The organism is Streptomyces sp. NPDC047042 (assembly GCF_040644035.1).
Taxonomy (GTDB): Bacteria; Actinomycetota; Actinomycetes; order Streptomycetales; family Streptomycetaceae; genus Streptomyces.
Window position 1 is genome coordinate 19,269 of sequence record NZ_JBEYVP010000058.1, and the last position, 17,282, is coordinate 36,550.

At 69.2% G+C, this 17,282-nt stretch carries 18 protein-coding genes; 12 read left to right on the forward strand and 6 right to left on the reverse strand.

The annotated features are described in order from the left end of the window. Positions 1–257 precede the first annotated feature (257 nt). Positions 258–1,367, forward strand: coding sequence for a hypothetical protein (locus ABZ855_RS43645; protein ID WP_360818013.1), 1,110 nt, complete (start codon positions 258–260; stop codon positions 1,365–1,367). Positions 1,368–2,182: 815 nt separating this feature from the next. Beyond that, positions 2,183–2,857, forward strand: coding sequence for a class I SAM-dependent methyltransferase (locus tag ABZ855_RS43650; RefSeq protein WP_360818016.1), 675 nt, complete (start codon positions 2,183–2,185; stop codon positions 2,855–2,857). A 367-nt stretch (positions 2,858–3,224) separates the two neighbouring features. Here ABZ855_RS43650 and ABZ855_RS43655 read toward each other — a convergent pair whose 3' ends face one another. The 4 genes from ABZ855_RS43655 to ABZ855_RS43670 all read right to left on the reverse strand — a co-directional run bounded on the left by ABZ855_RS43655 (position 3,225) and on the right by ABZ855_RS43670 (position 6,788). Continuing rightward, positions 3,225–4,640, reverse strand: coding sequence for an amidase family protein (locus tag ABZ855_RS43655; protein WP_360818019.1), 1,416 nt, complete (start codon positions 4,638–4,640; stop codon positions 3,225–3,227). After that, the gene (locus ABZ855_RS43660) at positions 4,637–5,836 is read right to left on the reverse strand and encodes an MAB_1171c family putative transporter (RefSeq protein WP_360818022.1); all 1,200 of its coding nucleotides are present in this window, start codon (positions 5,834–5,836) and stop codon (positions 4,637–4,639) included. The genes ABZ855_RS43655 and ABZ855_RS43660 overlap by 4 nt, the downstream gene beginning before the upstream one ends. Next, complete coding sequence (locus ABZ855_RS43665) at positions 5,833–6,237, reverse strand: secondary metabolite protein (protein WP_360818025.1); 405 nt, start codon at positions 6,235–6,237, stop codon at positions 5,833–5,835. The genes ABZ855_RS43660 and ABZ855_RS43665 overlap by 4 nt, the downstream gene beginning before the upstream one ends. Before the next feature lie 155 nt (positions 6,238–6,392). Then, a complete protein-coding gene (locus ABZ855_RS43670) occupies positions 6,393–6,788 on the reverse strand; it encodes an XRE family transcriptional regulator (protein WP_360818028.1) in 396 nt (131 codons plus the stop codon). Positions 6,789–7,762: 974 nt separating this feature from the next. On the opposite strand from ABZ855_RS43670, the gene ABZ855_RS43675 reads away from it, so the two are divergent. The 10 genes from ABZ855_RS43675 (at position 7,763) to ABZ855_RS43720 (ending at position 15,887) form a co-directional block, all read left to right on the forward strand. Then, a complete protein-coding gene (locus tag ABZ855_RS43675; protein WP_360818031.1) occupies positions 7,763–8,656 on the forward strand; it encodes a helix-turn-helix domain-containing protein in 894 nt (297 codons plus the stop codon). A gap of 2 nt (positions 8,657–8,658) precedes the next feature. Continuing rightward, positions 8,659–9,351, forward strand: a complete 693-nt coding sequence (locus ABZ855_RS43680; RefSeq protein WP_360818034.1) for a hypothetical protein — start codon at positions 8,659–8,661, stop codon at positions 9,349–9,351. A gap of 153 nt (positions 9,352–9,504) precedes the next feature. Further along, positions 9,505–10,170 carry a WhiB family transcriptional regulator gene (locus tag ABZ855_RS43685; RefSeq protein WP_360818037.1) on the forward strand — a complete coding sequence of 222 codons (666 nt, stop codon included), beginning with the start codon at positions 9,505–9,507 and terminating at the stop codon, positions 10,168–10,170. Continuing rightward, entirely contained in the window at positions 10,167–11,735 is a 1,569-nt protein-coding gene (locus tag ABZ855_RS43690) for a hypothetical protein (protein ID WP_360818040.1), read from the forward strand. The genes ABZ855_RS43685 and ABZ855_RS43690 overlap by 4 nt, the downstream gene beginning before the upstream one ends. Continuing rightward, positions 11,732–11,923, forward strand: coding sequence for a hypothetical protein (locus tag ABZ855_RS43695; protein ID WP_360818042.1), 192 nt, complete (start codon positions 11,732–11,734; stop codon positions 11,921–11,923). The genes ABZ855_RS43690 and ABZ855_RS43695 overlap by 4 nt, the downstream gene beginning before the upstream one ends. An 82-nt stretch (positions 11,924–12,005) precedes the next feature. Further along, on the forward strand, positions 12,006–12,233 hold the full coding sequence (locus tag ABZ855_RS43700; RefSeq protein WP_360818044.1) for a hypothetical protein: 228 nt from the start codon (positions 12,006–12,008) through the stop codon (positions 12,231–12,233). After that, positions 12,230–12,856 (forward strand): hypothetical protein, encoded by a 627-nt coding sequence (locus ABZ855_RS43705; protein ID WP_360818047.1) that lies wholly within the window; start codon positions 12,230–12,232, stop codon positions 12,854–12,856. The genes ABZ855_RS43700 and ABZ855_RS43705 overlap by 4 nt, the downstream gene beginning before the upstream one ends. Further along, the gene (locus ABZ855_RS43710; RefSeq protein WP_360818050.1) at positions 12,853–14,574 is read left to right on the forward strand and encodes a relaxase/mobilization nuclease domain-containing protein; all 1,722 of its coding nucleotides are present in this window, start codon (positions 12,853–12,855) and stop codon (positions 14,572–14,574) included. The genes ABZ855_RS43705 and ABZ855_RS43710 overlap by 4 nt, the downstream gene beginning before the upstream one ends. Positions 14,575–14,627: 53 nt before the next feature. Further along, positions 14,628–15,104, forward strand: a complete 477-nt coding sequence (locus ABZ855_RS43715) for a hypothetical protein (protein ID WP_360818104.1) — start codon at positions 14,628–14,630, stop codon at positions 15,102–15,104. A gap of 78 nt (positions 15,105–15,182) precedes the next feature. Next, a complete protein-coding gene (locus ABZ855_RS43720; RefSeq protein ID WP_360818053.1) occupies positions 15,183–15,887 on the forward strand; it encodes a hypothetical protein in 705 nt (234 codons plus the stop codon). A gap of 168 nt (positions 15,888–16,055) precedes the next feature. Here ABZ855_RS43720 and ABZ855_RS43725 read toward each other — a convergent pair whose 3' ends face one another. Next, positions 16,056–16,865, reverse strand: coding sequence for a DUF317 domain-containing protein (locus ABZ855_RS43725; protein ID WP_360818107.1), 810 nt, complete (start codon positions 16,863–16,865; stop codon positions 16,056–16,058). After that, positions 16,862–17,182 carry a hypothetical protein gene (locus ABZ855_RS43730; protein ID WP_360818110.1) on the reverse strand — a complete coding sequence of 107 codons (321 nt, stop codon included), beginning with the start codon at positions 17,180–17,182 and terminating at the stop codon, positions 16,862–16,864. Before ABZ855_RS43730 ends, ABZ855_RS43725 begins: the two co-directional genes overlap by 4 nt. Positions 17,183–17,282: the final 100 nt, after the last annotated feature.

Genomic DNA, 17,282 nt, shown 5'->3' on the forward strand with positions numbered 1-17,282 from the left:
AAGCCATGTGCGCCCAGGGGAAACGGCCGCCAGGCCATCCAGATGAGCTAAGCGAGTAGGCACCCCCTGGCCAACAGCAAGTCCGGCAGGCAGCGCGACAGCACCGCCGCAGTCAACACAGAGAACACCGGCACGGTGTCCGTACCAGCAAAGGGGTACCAGCCATCAGCGACACGGTGACGCGAGGCGCCTGGGTTGTCCTGGGAGGAATACACCTGCTCAACGGGACCACTCCGCGCCGCACAGACGAACCGATCGTGCTTGTCAGGGTGACGCCGCAGGAGGTCTGCGTACCGAGCACAACCGTGGTCATCAAGTGGGACACGCTCGGTGCGTGCCCGGTCAGCGCCCTGACCGCGAGTGGCAGGCCACTCGGAACAGGCCGAATCGAAGGCAGCGCCCTGTTCCCCGACGCCATCGCTGGCCACGGTCTGAGCGAGATGGTCGGTGAGGCGGCAGCCCCTGGCCTCGTACCGCTGTGCTACCTGACCGAACATCCGGGCGGCTACCACGTGTACGCCCAGATCCGGTTCTATGCCGAGGACGCCTGCTTCGTGCGTACTTCCCGCGAACCGGCCGGTGAGGGCCCAGTGGTGGCCCTGCGCTGGCTGGATCCGGCCCAGGCTGCGCACGCGGAGTCGGAGCTCCGGCTCAACAACCACCTGCGGTACTTCCGCACCCACTTTGCCGGGACGGAGCTGGAGTACAAGTACAACCTGGAGCCGACCACGGACATCTGGGCAGCCTCCATGGAACTGCTGAAAGCTCTGCGCCATGGCGAATTGGCCGACTGCCGGCCGGAGTACCGGGAGGAATTCCAGATCCATCGCTTCGACAACCACATGTTCGACGTCACCGGACCCGACGCGGACCGCGGCTACGCCTCCTTCATTCCCACGGTCGACGGCAGCCACGTGCTGAAGCGCAAGTGGTTCTCGCAGGACACCTTTGCCCGCCGTGAGCAGCTCTATCCCGACATCGAGGTCACACCGGACGGCTTCGAGGAGTACCTACGCTCGACGTTGGGCCTGGACGTGCGGGCTATGCCGCCCTTCCGGCGCGTCCGATACGACGTCCAGTGCGAATCGATGCGCACCGGCCACGTCTACGGCATCTTCTTCGATCACTGCTCGCTCTTGGCAGCTCCCGAGGTCGTGCTCATGCAGTGCGAGATGGAATACCGACGCTCACGCAGCCTCCTGGACCACGACGAGGACGGGGTGCTGCGGGAGATGGAGCGCATCAATCGCTGGCTCCTGGACTACCTGACCGAACGAGGCTGGGCGAAACGAGGCACGTTCTACTCCAAGCGCAGCTTCTTGCGCGATGCTGTCAACGCCCGGCCTGAACTGGCCCCGAACCACTGAGAGAACCACCCTGCATCACGCTTGCCCAGCGCACCTGCAGCGACCCGAACCGGCCCAGCTCCCGCGCCTTGGGGTTGCGGTACCAGTCGGTGAGGTCGAGCTTTGAGGTCTCCGTGCAGCGCAGTCCCCAGCCGTAAATGACCTTGAAGGCAGTGCGTCCCGGTACTCGGCGAACACCTCCTTGCAGCCCAGTCGGATCGCCCGGTCGACCTGAGTGTCGGCGTGGTCGAGGAAGCACTGAATCTCCTCGCGCGTCATCGGCCAGCGAGACGGGCCGACCTCATAGTCAACCAGGTGGGCGGCGGTGTCCCACCCATGGCAGATCTGCACCGGGTTCGCGCCGAAACGCAGTTCACAATTCTGTGGCCACCGCTAGCGCGGCGAGCTGATGTAGTCGCAGAACATCCGCACCGCGGTCTGGTAGGTGTGGTCGTCGACTCTGCCCGGTGCAGCTCCGCGATCAGGTACATCGTCTACTCGTCCATCGCGGCGCCAGACCAGTGCCACGGGTACGCTTCGGCGGAGGCATTGAATCGGCGCACCGCCATCTGCCGGTCTCTGATCGTCTTCGGCTGCAGGCGCCAGCCGCCACACGCCGTGCGGCAGCACCAGGAGCGCGGAGCCTCCGCTCAGGTCGGTAGTCGTCGCCATGCCCTCTCACTTGCAGAGAGTGCGCGAATCATGCATCCAGTGCTGGATCCACTGTGGTTGGGCAGACCAGAGGACAGCAACCACCATTCAAGGGAGGTACGTTGAAGTCGCAGCTCCCCAGCTCAGACGATCCGGGATCGTGCATCGGATGCAACTCCCCGGAGATGACGAACCTGCGGGCCTGGACGACGTACGGCCGCTTCCAACTGGACCGCCAATACCGGACCCCAGACCCCGGTGAGCTCAACTGGGGCGCACCCGGCGGCCAGAGCCCAGGCGCCGCCGTGCTCGGGGACGTCGCTGGCAAACGGATTCTGGATGTCGGCAGTGGCGGCGGCCATTACGCCGCACACCTCGCCCGCGACCACCGGGCCCTCGTCGACGCGATCGACATCTCACCCACTCAGCACCAGCGGGCTCTCGCCCAGTACGGTTCGCTCCCCGGCGTACGGTACCTGTGCGGCGACGCCGTCGAACTCCTGTGGCAGGCGCAGGCGTACGACCTCGTGTACTCGATCCACGGAATCGGCTTCCTCGATCCCCACCGGGTCCTGCCCTCCGCCCACCACGGGCTGCGGCCGGAGGGACGAATCGTCTTCTCCGTCCTGCACACCGACATGCACGAAAGTGGCCCGTCAGAGTCCGTCGAGCCCCGTCGGCTCCAAGTCCGGCTGAAGGGGCTGGAGCCGCTGGATGTCGACCTATGGGTTCTTTCTCCCCAGGTGTGGGAGGGCCTGCTCGGCGAGTACGGGTTCACCGTTGAAGGTATCGACCTATTGCCCCGTGACGACGGTGACCCGGTTGTCGACCAGCTCATCCAGGCCCGCCGCCGTACCTGATTCCGCCCCGGGCATCGCCCGACGGCCCGCCTTGTCTCAGCGACCACACCTGAGCCTCGTGGAGTTGGCCATGTGAAATTCACCGTGATGACGCAGAACATAAAGTTGTACGCCAGAAAAGAGGTCGCTGGCCAATCCTTCTCGGCCTCATCAACGAGGTCGGACCAGCCCCTCTCCTCCTCCGGGAGCTCGACCGCCAGCGGACGCCTTCGGCCAGCCCTCGGATGCTTCATTCCGGGGCGAGTCCGATTGAAGCTTGCCGACTCTCGATCAGGTTCTCCACCTGCTCACTCAACGTGGCCATATGCTTCCAAGACATCTTCAGCGGACCCGGGGCGGGCGCCAGCACGGAACGGCGACCACGTCCTCACGCGCAGGTACGAAGCAGGGATGACAGCTGGTCCGCCACTGCAAGCAGAACGCGGTCCTCGTACGGCCGGCCGATGATCTGAACACCAATGGGCAGTCCCCCGGTGGTCGTGGTCACGGGTACAACCAGGCTGGGGAGGCCGATGTGGCTGGTGAGGTTGGCCCAGCCGGTCTGGTCGAAGAAGCTCCGTTCCTCGCTGTCGACCACCAGGGTGCGGCTGCCTGCCGGGATGGCAGCGGTGGGCGCGACTGGTGTGACGAGGACGTCGTGCTCCGTGAAGAACCGCTGCCAGTCCGATCGGAGTCGGGCGCGTTCTTCGTTCGCACGCAGCCAGGAGCGGTGGGTTTGGGTCCGGTGGCGCAGGAAGGCGGTGCGGGGGCTGGAGTCGTCGTCCTGCAGTTGTCGCGCGGCGGCGAGTTCAGCAGCAGCCATTCCGTCGTCGGCGGTGGCCGTAGCGGTGGCGTGCAGGAGCTGTTCGAACAGGCGCGTGGAGGCAGCGAACCGAACAGGTCCTGAGGTGTGGCGGACCAGGACTCCGGCTGCGGTCAGCGCTTCTTCAAGGGTGCTGAGGGCCTGGGCGGTCTCCTGGTCGACGGGGCAGTTCGGGTCTTCGGCCCAGATCGCCATGCGCAGCTGTTCGACGCTCCTGCCGGACGTCGGCAGATCTACGCGCCATGGTGTGTTCTCGGACGGTGCCGGGGTGGTCAGAGCGCTGAGTAGCAGGTCGAGGTCTCGGGGGTGGCGGGCCAGGGGGCCGGGGGTGACCATGTCGCTGCTGGTGAGCCAGCCCGGCGGCCGGGGAATGTGGCCGCGGGCGGGGATGAGTCCGCGGGTGGGGCGCAGGCCGTATACCCCGCAGTAGTGGGCCGGCAGGCGGAGCGAGCCGGCGAGGTCGCTGCCGAGGTCGGCGGGGGTGAGGTGGGCGGCGACTGCTGCAGCGGGGCCGCCGGAGGAGCCGCCGACCGTGCGGGCCGCGTCGCGCGGGTTGAGGGTCGGGCCGAAGAGTGCGTTGTCGGTGTGGAGGTCCTGACAGTACGTGGGGGTATTGGTCTTGCCCATGATCACCGCCCCCTGGTGGCGGAGCCTTGCGACCGCGTCGGCATCCCGATCGGGAACGTGGTGCTGAAGCTCCTCGGCACCGCTGGTGGTGCGCAGTCCGGCCGTCTCGAAGCTGTCCTTGATGGTCAGGGGGAGGCCGTCGAGGGCGCCGGTCTTCTGCCTGCGGGCACGGCGTTCGTCGGCGGTGTGGGCTGCGTGCCGGGCGGCGTCGTCGTCCCGGGTGACGACGGCGTTGATAGTGCTTGCGTCGATCCGGTCAAGGTGGAGATCGAGCAGTTCGCGGCTGGAGATCAGACGCCGGTTCAGAGCGCTGAGCTGGGCGTGGGCCGGGAGGGCAGTGTAGTCAGTGGTCACCGGAGAACATCCTCGCGGGCTGTGGAGCGCTCGTGCCGGGCGAAGTGCCGGGCGACGGCGCTCAGGACAGTGAGGTCCTCGATGGGGTGGGAGGATTCCATGTTCTGGTCGGCGAAGTCGGTAGACCGGGCCGGTGGCGTGCCGTGTGTGTGGGCGGTGAGGGCGGCGCGGATCTGGTCAGCGGTTATGGCAGCGTGGAGTTCGTCTCCCGAGAGGCCAGCGGCTCGGTGCCGCTGTTCGCTGTCCTTGCGCACGTCGTGGTCAAGGTAGGGGCGGACGGCTGTCTGTCCGTCGCGGATCTCCACGACGCGGCGGTAGACCTGGAAGGAGATGCCCTGTGTGGGTGGGCGTCCTGTGGCCGTGGAGTCGTTGGGTGTGAGGACTATTTCGGGTACGGCCCGGTGGAAGGCGAGCCACAGCGGGTGCAGTTGGCGGTGGGCCCGTCTCAGGCCGATCCAGTAGGCGGTGCGCTGCGCCTGGGCGGTGAGGGTGGGGACGAGCCAGCCGACGAGGGTGAGGATGGTGCCGATGTCACCGCAAATCCAGGCGAAGTCTTCCCAGCCGGCCAGTGAGGTTCCCATGGCGGCGGCGATCAGGTTGCCAATGCGGACGGCGCTGTAGCCCAGGGTGACGGCCGCTCCGACGGAGACGACCTTCAGGCCGATGCGGACGGCCGTGCGGGGGCTGCGGCTCGCCAGGCGCCAGCACGCCACGGACAGGTAAAGCTCGGCGAAGGTGTAGGCGCTGATGTAGAGGGTCAGGTAGGTCGCGTAGATGTGGTCGTGCGCGTAGTAGAGGGTGAAGTCTGTCGGCCGCTCGACGGCTGGTGTCAGCAAGAAGAAGAGCACGAACAACCCGCTGATGACGGCGGCGCCGGAGCTGAGCCAGTACCGCGACATGCGCCGCGCCCGGTCGGCGGGTGATCCCCAGTGGCTGAGGACAACCTGTTGGCAGGCCATCAGTGCCACCACGCAGCTCATGGCCAACGGCACGGCAAAGTTTCGCGTGCCGAGAGTGTCGTCGATGGCCCGCCACATGGGGCTGATCGAGAAGAGGAAGCTGAGCGCCGAGAGCAGGTAGACGGCCGTCAGCGCCGCCCAGGCGGTGTCCCTGCGCCGGGCGGGAAGGTCTCTGAGTAGGAATGCGAGGCCGACCAGCGCCACGGTCAGGCTAATTGGATGCAGGAGGTCTTTCACCGGTCGCTCCCTCTGCGGCTGAGCAGAGTGTGGGCGACCCGCTCCTGTATGTCGTCGCCCGCCGGGGACGCAGTGCGCAGACGGTGCTCGATGACGCGGCCGGACAGGTAGGAGGCGAGGAGCTCGGCGTCGTGCTCCTCGGCCTCCTCGTAGCTGCTGCGCCCAAGCATCATCTCGACCAAGTCTGGGTCGAGCAGTGGAGCGAGGTCCTGCGGCTCCGCTGCGGGCACCTGGCCGCGTTCGTGGTGACCGAGAAACAGATGGGCCATCTCGTGGCCGATGACGTGGTCCTGGTGGGCACGGCTTGTCCGCGAGTCGAAGAAGATGTAGAAGGCGCTCCGGGTGACAAACGTGACGCCGCACCGCCGCACCGGAACGGTCTGGGCCGCCTCGATGTGCACCGCGCGCCCTGTCCGGCGGGTAACTTCGTGCCGGAGGTCACGGACGCTTGCGACCTGAGGGAGTTTCAATTCCGTCAAGAGACTTGACTGTTGACGCGGGGACGACCACATAGTTCTCTCTGTTTCTCATTCTTCTGGGTCTATTTGACAGGGTGTCACTCGGGCTCTGGAGGGAGCCCTTCAAGTTCTCTCACCCTGTCAACTTCCTTTAGGACTTGGGCAAATCCGTCTTCGGAGAGCCCGATCATTCGGAAGAGGACGCTCTCGATCCCGGCCTGCTTCGACTTGACCTCAGCAAACTGGCGCATCGCCTCGATTGCCAGGTCGCCGTCATCGAAGAAGTCGCGCGGGAATCCGAACGCCCGGGCTAGCCACACCTTGGTCTCCGCGGACGGGTTGACTCGCTTCCCGGTGCGCAGCAGCGAGATATAGGAGTCGGAGAGCGAGCCTCCGAAACCGGCAATCCGTGCGGCAACCTCCTTGTTGCTGTAGACCCCTCGCCGCGGAGGGTGAACGTGCTCGAACAGCCAGTTCAGCCGCTCACGGAACACGGCCCCTTCATCGGCGGAAGCCCGCCCCGACAAGCCACTCATGATCAACTTCCCCCTGTGTCCGACATTTGTGACACCACCACCGTACGCCACCGTTGACTGGTGTTGACTGGCACGCCCCGGATATGACAAGTTCTCCACCGTCAGCACACTTCGGTTGACTTGGGGAGCTTTCCCTCAAGAGTCGTGTATTCACATGCGCAATCGGTTCAATAGATCGACGGGAGGCCCGCTCGCAGCAGATTTCACGTCCCTTTCATACACGGGCCCTACGTCGCGGAACCTCCGAGAAAGCTCAAGCCGAGCCGTTCTGAGAAAATTTCCGGCAAAGAAGCGGGAGCCGGCGCGGCTTTCGTGGGGCGTACACGGAAGGCCGAGGTGCGCAATCCCCTGCGCGATGCGACTGATTGGAGCGTGCCGAGAATCAGGCGCGCTGCCGCATTCCAGGCACTCTGGGCGACTACAGCTACAGTCACTCGGACGCTTCGCGTGGACACGGCCGCGCCTTCTGGCGATCACAAAACCCGGCCATCACGTCACGCTCTGCAACTAGTGCAGAGTTTAAGAACCAACTCTAGATCTTGAAACGGGTTCGTGCGTATGTTCGTCGTCCCCCAGGCACCCCACCTGGGTCAACAAACGTGAGGAGCGCGGCAGGTACCCACAAGACGTGTAGGGCCGCATACAGCGGCGGCGCCCGGGAGCGCTAACTCCCGGACGCCGAGCGCTCAACGGCACAACCGCCCCGGCAAGGGCGGAGATTGCCCATCTTCACCACGCTGATCCCTTCCACCGGGCGCATCAGCGTGGCAACACTACAAAGGGGATTCTTACATGCCTCCTGCCCTGCGCAAAAGGCCCGACCGTCTGGTCCGCGCGGCAGCCTCATCCTCCTCGGCGGCGTCGCACCCCGAGGAGAACACCACCGCCGCCCCGGCAACCCGCCGGTCCGCCTTCCCGTACGGGAGCGGCCGATGAGCAGCGAGGCCCGCGATTGGGTGTGGGAACACAGCACGAGCAGGGGCACGGCCCGCCTGGTCCTGCTCTCGATCGCCGACCGGGTGGCCGACAGGCAGTGCATCGCCTGGGCCTCTCTGGCCAGCCTTTCAGAGCGTACGAATGCCTCCCGGTCTACGGTGCGCGACGCGCTCGACCGGCTGCTCGCCGCCGGCGAGCTGGAGCAGCTCGACGACCTCACCGGCCCCCAGCGCAGCACCGTCTACCGCCTGCCCGCCACAGCCGAAGTCCTGGCGGACGCGGCCCTCCAGGACGAGGCGGACCACGCAGCTCCAGCGACGGACGCGCACGCCGAGCCTGACGTGACACTGCGCGTCTCGGCCCTGCGGCGGTACGGAATCCGCCCCCGCGAGGTACCGGATTCCCCTGCCAGGTCCCAGAATCCGGCAGGTCCGGAATCCGGCACTTCCCAACGGAAACCGGCACGTCGACCTCCCGGAAACCGGCACCCCGGTGTACCGGAAACCGGCCCCCAGAACCGTAGTGAACCGAAGGTGAACCGTAGGTACAGCAGTAGTGGTACCCCGGTCACCCCGGCAGACGAGTGGCAGGTCGACCCAGCCGCCCACGCCTGGGCTCGCGAGAACGGACACCTCGACCGCCTCGGCGAGGAGGGACTGCGAGCGGCCGACGCGAAATGGCGCCTGCACCGCGCGGACTTCAAAGCCCGCCGAGCCTCCGCGTGGGCTGCCGACTGGCGCTCCTGGATCGCCCGCGAACACGCCCCCCGCCGCCCCAGCCCCGCCGCCCTATCCGGCAACGGCACAGGCCCGACCGGCGGTATGACCCGCGCCGAGGCCCACACCGCCGCCCTCCTCGCCGCGCTCGACGAGCCGACCGGAACGGAGTAGCCATGGACCGCCGCGAAACGGCCGCCCTGCTGGCCTACATCGGACGCCTCGACCCCCGCACCATCCGCACCGACCAGGGCGAGGCCCGCGATCAGCTCGCCCAGTGGCACGAACTGCTCGGCGACGTACCGCTGGCCACGCCGCACGGCTGGGACGCCCGCACCGCCGCCCGCCGGCACATCCGCACCTCGCCGTACCAGATCCTGCCCGCGGACATCGGCCGCCCGTGGGACAGCTACCGGCGTGACCGCCTCTCCCGGCACACCGACCCGACCCCGTCCGCCGACCCCGACGACCAGGTGGCCTGGACCGCCGAGCTGGTCGGCACCCGGCGCGCCGTCGCCTCCGGCACCACGCAGCCCGCGCAGGCCAGGGCGATCACCAGCGCTCGCCAGATCGACCCCGAGCTGGAGGCACGGCTGCGGGAAGTCGGATCGTGCATCCCGCCCGAGGCCCGAGCCGACCTCGCCCGATTGTGGCCGGCCCGGGCTGCACGCGAGGAGGCAATCGCCCAGGGCCTGCCGGACGCACTCTCGGTCCGCTGCACGTGGTGCGAGGCGCCCATCGGCGAGCCGTGCCGCCGTCGGCGCGTCGACCCCGACGGCTTGGCCCGCGGCAATACGGCGCGCCCGAACCCGCACCACTGCCGCCGCGACCTCGCAGCCCAACAGGCCCAGCAGCCCGCGATGGCCTGACCGGCCCACCCGCCGGTGCGCAACCGCCCGGCACACCACAGCCCCCTCCTTCCCCCTCCGGCCGCGGAACCCCCTATCCGCAGCCGGTCCCGAACGCCGCGTCCAACGACGCCGGCCCCCACCGGCCGACGCGGCAGCACCTGGGAGACCACCTTGCGCCACATCACCGCCCACCACGCGCCGGCCACCGGTCTGCGCGGCATCGGCGACACCAGCTGGCAGACCCACGGGGTGTGCCACGGCATGGACCCCGAGGACGCCGACGCCGTCTTCTTCCCGCTGCCCCGCGACCACGAGGAAATCGCCGAGGCGAAGGAGCTGTGCGGGCTGTGCCCGGTCCGCCGCGACTGCCTCAACTACGCCCTGGAGAACGACCTGAAGGAAGGGGTGTGGGGCGGGCTGACCGAGGCCGAGCGCGAACCCTGGCACAAGGGCCTTCCCCAGCGCCTCGACTATGGCCGGGTGATCGCCTTCTTCAACGGACGCGACGTGCACCTGACCAAGGCCGAGCGCCAGATCGTCGTCGACCACGCCTACGCCCGGGGCTGGCGCACCGACCGGCTCGCCGCCGCCCTGCAGATCGGCCACAAGCACGCCCGCGACCTGCTGCGGCAGGCCGCCAACAAGGTCTTCGACCGCGACAACTGCCTCGGCGTGCCGCCGAACCCGTACAAGCAGAACAAGAAGACCAAGAAGAACAGGAAGAAGGCCGCTCCACGGGCCAGCCGGACCGCGGTCTCCACACCTGGCCCGCAGCAGCTGGTATCCCCGCTAGGTAAGCCCGACGCGGCGCACATCCCTCTCGGAAAGGCAGCATGACCCGCTCCATCGCCTGGTCCCTCGGTGCCGTCCCCGACTTCACCTTTTTCCTCGCCCTCGGCGTCTCCGCCACAGCCGTGGCGGTGGCCCTGTCCGCCTGGGTACCGCGCCACCGGCAGACGCGCCCGAAGAAACGTCTCGGCAGCCCGGCGGTCAAGGTCGCCGCGCTCGCCGCGCTCGGCTGCACCGCCTACAGCGCGGACACCAGTTGGCGGTTCGCCGCCGACTACCTCGACATGGCCGGCACCGCCGAGCGGGTCGGCATGTTCGCCGCCGCCGAGTTGGCATTGTTCGCGACCGCGCTGATGGCGCGGCAGAACCTGGCCACCCTGGGCGCGCCCGGTCTGCCGGGCAGCCTGGTATGGGCCATCACGGCAGTGCAGGTAATCCCGGCCTACGCCGAGAGCGGCCCCGTCGGAGGCACTGTCCGCGCCTTCGTCGGACCGATCATGGCGGCGATGCTGTGGCACCTGGCCATGGGCATCGAACTGCGCCTGCGTACCCCTGGCGCCGCTTCCAACGGTCTGATCGCCTCGCTGGGACGTGAAGCACGTGAGCGGCTGCTGTCCCGCCTGGGGATCGCCGTCCGGGATCGCGATGCCGCGCAGATCACCCGCGACCGGGCCACCGACCGCGCCGTGTCGCTCGCTGCCCGACTCGCCGAACGCACCCCCGAACAGCAACAGGGTCGACGTGGGCGTCGGCTCACGCGACGGCTGTCGAGGGCGATCGGCCGGGCCTCGGTCGGAACGGATCCCGCCCAGCGCGACAAGCTGCTCGGCCAACTCGCCGCGCGTCGGAACGCGCTCGCGCTCGCCACGGTCCCCCTGTCCTCCCCCTGGTCCCCGCAGCAGGCCAGCACGACGGTGACGGTCCCCGCGCCGTCGTCCCGGAACACCACGGTCCCCGACGACGGTCCGGCCACGGCCTCGAAGTCCGTCGGGGACCGGGGACCGCGCCCCGAAAAGGGATTGGTCCCCGAAATCGGGGACCGCGGAACCGGGGCCGGGGACCGTGGCATGGGGACCGACGCTCCCGGGGACCGGGACGAGGGGACCGGGGCGGTCAAACCACAGCCCCCGCAGCCACTCACCGGGGACGGGGGGACCGGCCTCACTGAGGGCGAAGTACCTGCTCAGAACGCCCAAAGGGACCGGGGACCGAGCGGTCACGAGTCGGGGACCGACACCGGGGACCGGGCACCCAGCACCCCTGGCACGGGGACCGACACCACCGGGGACCGGGGACCCGAGATGCCCGTACGTCGGCAGTCACCCACGAAGACCAAGAGCAAGGGAAAGCGCGGTAGCCGGTCCCGCAGCCCTAGGAAGCAGCGCCCGCCGCGTGAACCGGGGCAGTCCGTGGACCAGCTCGTCCAGCAGGTACGCCCTCACGTACCGGCCCTGCTCTCGCGGGACGGCAACGAGAGCGTCACCCGGGTCCAGCTGCGGGAGATCCTCCGCCGCGAAGACCTCAAGGGCGTCCGAAACGACCGAATCGGCCTCGTCCTCCAGCAACTGCGGACCGAGGCCGACAACGCACCGACCAGGAGAACCACCCGATGAAGACCTGCCATCAGTTCGCCAGCCTCCGCCACGAGTACGAGCGGGAGATCGGCTACCTGCACGCCCACTCGGAACTGCATGCCGGATCTCCGGCGGCGAAGTCCAGCGCGACGCAGGCCAAGTCGACCAAGGCCCGGATGGCCCGGGCTCTCAGTGGCCACGTCGGGCGCTGCCCCGAGTGCGGGTAACCCGCAAAGCAGCAGGTCAAAGCACTATGGGCTGCGGTGACCCGGTCATCGGCCGGGCCACCGCCCACATCGGGAGGCACCCGTGATTCCCCATCCCCACCATCCGCCCGCGCACGCTGAGGCGAACGCCTGGGCGGAAGTCCTGGTCCGCCGAGGGCTTCTGCATGCCGCAGTGCTCGTCCCGACCTGCCAGTGGCTCGTCCAGCACAGGGCCGACGGACCCGTCCACGTACTCGACGGCCCGTCCGACATCGTCGAATTGGCCGCCGCCATCCAGCACCGCATCCGCACTAGGCCGGACACCCGATGACGACTTCGAACACAAACCGCACCGCCCTGGCAGCTGTTGTCGACTCCAACTCGGTCTCTGGGCGAGCAAGTTGGGGCGGAAGCGTAGCTTCCGCCAACCCCACCCCCAAGGGGGCGGGAGAGGACCTGCACCAGGGGGCGCAGGTCCTTCAGGCTTCGACCGAGGGCGGATCGAAGCCTGGACAGGAGGAGAAGCCCACCGAGCGTCGCAACCACCGCAAGCGCGCTGACCGTGCCCGTCAGCGTCCGCGTCAGCCGCGCGAGAAGAAGCGCCTGCACCAGCCCAACACCCGTTTCAACGAAGAAGAGTTCGTGTCGATCAAGTCCGCCGCCGCCCGGTGCAACCTGTCCGTCGCCGGATTCCTCGCCCGATCCGCGCTCGCCGCCGCACGCGACCTCGACCGCACCAGCGCCGAGATCGCCGACGAACGTGAAGTGATCACCGCCCTGTTCGACAGCCGCCGCAAGCTCGGCTGGGCCGGCAGCAACCTCAACCAGGCGGTCAAGACTCTCAACTCCGGTGCCGAGGCGCCCCAGCTGGGGGCAGCGATCGCCGCCGTCCACCGCGCCGCGGAGAGCGTCCGCGAAGCCTCCGCGCGGCTGATCGAACAGCGCGCCACGTGATCCCCAGCGTCAACAAGTCCGGCTCCCGGACGATCGGCCTGCTCGCCTACCTCTACGGCCCGGGCAAAGCCGAGGAGCACATCGACCCGCATCTCGTGGCCTCCTTCGACGGCATGTCCCCCGACCCCGGCCGCGACCCGCACGCCACCCTCAAGGACCTCCAACTCCTTCTCGACCAGCCCGTGATGGCCCTGCCGCAGCACGCGCGCCCGGCCAAGCACGTCTGGCACACCTCCGTACGCGCGACGGCGGACGACCGGGTCCTGTCCGACGAGGAGTGGGGCGAGATCGCCCGGCGGATCGTGACCGCCACCGGCATCGACCCGGGTGACGGGCAGCCCGGCTGCCGCTGGGCCGCCGTACGCCACGCGGACGACCACATCCACATCGTCGCCACCTTGGTGTGCGAGGACGGCAGCCGCCCCGACGACTTCCGCTCGGGCAAACGCGCCCAGGCCGAGTGCCGCCTGATCGAGAGGGCACTCGGGCTCCACCAGGTCGAACCTGGCGACGGCACCGCCGCCCAGCGGCCCACCAGCGCCGAACGCCACAAAGCCGAGCGCCAGGGCCGCCAGCGCACGGCGCGGGAGGAACTGCGCGAGACCGTACGGCGAGCGGTGGCCGGCGCGACGAGCGAGGAGGAGTTCTTCGACCGGCTGGCCGCCGCCGGCCTTCTGATCCGCAAGCGGGCCGCCCCCTCCGGGGACCTGCTCGGCTACAAGGTCGCGCTGCCCGACGACCGCAACAAGGACGACGAGCCCGTCTTCTACCCCGGCGCGCGCCTCGCACCGGACCTGTCCCTGCCCCGGATCCGGGAACGCTGGTCCACCGGCCGCCACGACCAGGACGCCGTACCAGCCGGTCCGAAGGAGCGTACGGCGCCGGGCGGGCCGTCAGCTGCCCGTCGGCGCACTGCCTCAGCGGCCTGGCAGGCCGTACTCGTCATCGAGCACGGCGACGACGCGGTCGCCGCCGCCCACATCGCCTCCGCCGGCGAGATCCTGGACGCCCTGGCGAAGACGTCCGCCGCCCACACACGGGCCCAACTGCGCGAGGCCGCCTTCGTGTTCGAGCGTGCCTCCCGTTCCCACGTCCGGGCCGAGCGCGGGCACGACCGGGCGCTGCGGCAGGCCGCCCGCGACCTCGTCCGCAGCGGCCCCGCCCTCGGCCGGGGCGAGGACGGCGCGACGACTGCGATGGCGATCGACATGCTGTTCTTCCTCATCACCGCAGCCGCCCACTGGCACGCGAAGAAGGGCCACGCCCAGCAGGCCGCCGCCGCCCACCAGGCCGCTGAACATCTGCGCGCCGCTTACCAGTTGGCTGCCACCCAGCCGCTCGGTGCCCTCTACCAGCGCGGCCGGCACCTGGGGCGGCCCCTCCTCCAGCGGCAGACGACGGTACTGCGCGAAGCCCTGCCGGAGCTGGCGGAGCAGATCCTCGCCGAGCCCGGCTGGTACGCGCTCGCCGCCACCCTTACCGACGCCGAAGCCGCCGGCCACGATCCCGCCGCACTCCTGGCCGACGCCACCGCGCGGCGGGAACTCGGCACGGCCAAATCCGTCAGCGACGTCCTGGTCTGGCGCCTGCGCCGGGCCGCGGGCCTGCCCGCCGACACCAGCAGCATGGTGGGCGGCGCCCCTCACCAGGATGAGTCCGCGCGCCGTACGGGGCGGCAGGCACCACGGAGGTCCGGGCCCCGGCGAGGCCGGGCGTGACTGTGGGATTTGTGAATTGAAGCAGGCCGGGGACTTGGGGCACGATCATGACGGTGCTGGACGAGACGAGGGAGAGCAGCGGGTTGTTTGAACGAATACGCCGCCGACGCGGAGCGGACATCGAGGAGATGCACCGTGTCCACGGTGGGATGTGGGCAGGGCTGGAGAGCCGGGTGCCGCCGGAAGTGGAACGAATCCGGGCCGCGATAGCAGCGGAGGAGTCGGCCGCAGTGGTGGACGACTTCCTTCCGCCGGATCTGCGGGTTCCGAGCCATGACCAGCTTGCCGGGCGGATGATGACCTGGCCCCAGCCACTCGTCGTCGACGGCGAGATGGCCGAGTGCGGCGCCTGCGGGGCATACCGGGACTGGCTCGTCCTCTCGACCTGCGACGAGATTTGGCTGCGCTGCCGGGCCGGACACCAGCAGCACGAGACGCGTCTCGACACCGCCTGGTACAACCGGCACGCCCGACCGGCCGACGCGACGCACGACACATTCGAGGACTGCCTGCGCCACCTCGGGCACTGACCCCCACTCCTACCACCCCGCCGGGCCTTCTGGCCGGTACTGACCACCCGTCACCCAGCACCAAGGGGTCAGTTCCGCATGCGCGTTCGCGTCACCACCGCCCTCGGCATCGTCGCCGCCACAGCCCTCGGGCTGTACGCCTGCTCCACCGACACCAGCGAGCCGAAGCCCACCGCCCCGTCCTCCATCCGCACCGGGAGACCCGCGATAGACGCCGGCACGGCCACCGATACCCCGCTGTCGTCGGCCACGCTGGCCTCCCGCCTGCTCAGCGAGCAGGATCTCGGCAGCGGCTACGCCCCCAAACCGGAAAACTCCTCCTCCCAACACGACGACGTGACCGTCCTGGGCTGCCCCGCCCTCAACGACCTGGGCGGCGACGCGGCCACCGGAGGAACGCTCGTCTTCCCCCACCGCGCGAAGGCCGCCTTCACCTACGCCGGCAGCAGCAACTCGGAGGTCACCGAGGAGCTGTACAGCGACATCCCCGGCAAGCTGTCCGCCGGCACCGACCGGATCTTCGACGCTATGGCCGGATGCCCGCAGTACCAAGTCCTCGTCGGCGGCACCGCGATCGACGTGACCACGCAGGCGGTGACCGCACCCCACCTCGGCCAGGAGCGGTGGAGCCAGCTCCTGGCCTTCTCCACCGGCGGAGCGGACACCGTGGTGAAGCAGACCGCGATCCGCAACGGCATCCTGCTACTGGTGGTCTCCGGCTCACCGGCCCTCGTCGACCGGCACCTCGACCAGGCCCTCAGCAAGGCGGCAACACCCCGCTGACCGCCCACCCGACCTCACAGCGCCCCAGAAACTGCCCGCACGGCCCGGGGCGCTGTGAGGTGTCACCGCTCTTCGGTGACTGCGCTTGCCGGGGAGCGGTACAGCACAAGGGCCCTGCCTTCCAGAAACGGGAGGCAGGGCCCTTGTGCTCCGAAGGTGCGTCAGCACTCAGCCGGCCGGGGCGCGTAGAAGCCGGTCCCGGGTGCTCTCGGGCAGCACTCGGCGCAGGACCGGGGCCGTGGAGCTGAGGGAGCCGGCGAACGCGGCGACGAGGTCGTGCGGCACGCTGCCGCTGAACGACGCCGCCCACAGGCACGGCGCGCCGAGCACCGGTTCGGCCCACGTCTGCCATCCGGCCCGGCCCACCTCGTGGACACCGGCATCGAGGACGCGCGGGTCGGCGTCCTGGATGAGGGGCGGCACTTCGCCGAGGGTGAGGTGCGAGGTGAACGTCGGGTCCATCGCGCCGGTGTCGGGCCGGTCGATGTCGCGGAGCCAGCCGTGTGCGGTGACCGCGTCGAGGACGAGCTCGGGCACGGCGAACTGCTCGGCGGGCTGGTCTCGGGCGTCGAGGGCGAAGAGGAAGTCGACGATGACCTCTCCGGGGACGTCGGGGGTGAAGTACGCGGACCACTGAGCGAGCGGGCTGGCGGTGTCCGCTCGGGCGGACACATGCCAGGCGATCGGCAGCTCCCCCAGGTAGAACGGCTCGTCCGCGAGGACCCACTGGGCCCAGCGCAGGGTGTCGGGGCTGAGGTGCAGGACGGTGGAGCGCAGGACCTGCCGGTCTTCCGGCACCTCGTCCGGCTCACGTCGTCCGCGGAGGATCGTCAGGCTTGTCCAGCCGAGGCCGGTGAGCGTGTCGGCGACGGAGTCGTAGAGCCGTCCGTCGTCGCCGGCAAGGTGGCGGGGACCGACCCAGTACGCGCCCTGGGCCTTGTTCGGGGTGGACGGGTCGAAGGGGAAGTCGGGGTTCAGGGGCGCTCCAACGGCTGGTGGGCAATGTACTTTCCGCCGGCGCTGCGGCGGGGGCGGCGCGGGGGCGCCTGGACGGGGCCCTGCCAGGCCAGCAGGACGGCGACCTCGGGCGGCAGATGGCCGAGCTGGGGGTCCGCGTCCCGGCCCTCCGCGAGATAGACGACCGCTTGTCCGGTCGCGTCCGCTGCCTGGACCACCTGTTCGAGGCGGTGTTCCATCGGGAAGAACGGATTCATCGCCTGCCGCACCGGAGCACTCGGGTCGCAGACGGACAACTGGTCGATGAGATCGCTGACGGTCATCTCCGAACGGGTCACGGATAGCCTCCATGAGTGAGGGAAACGGTGGACGATGGAGTGGTCGGGTGGTCGGCAGACAGCCAGCCGCCCGCCAAGCCAGAACTACCTTTGAGCGCCT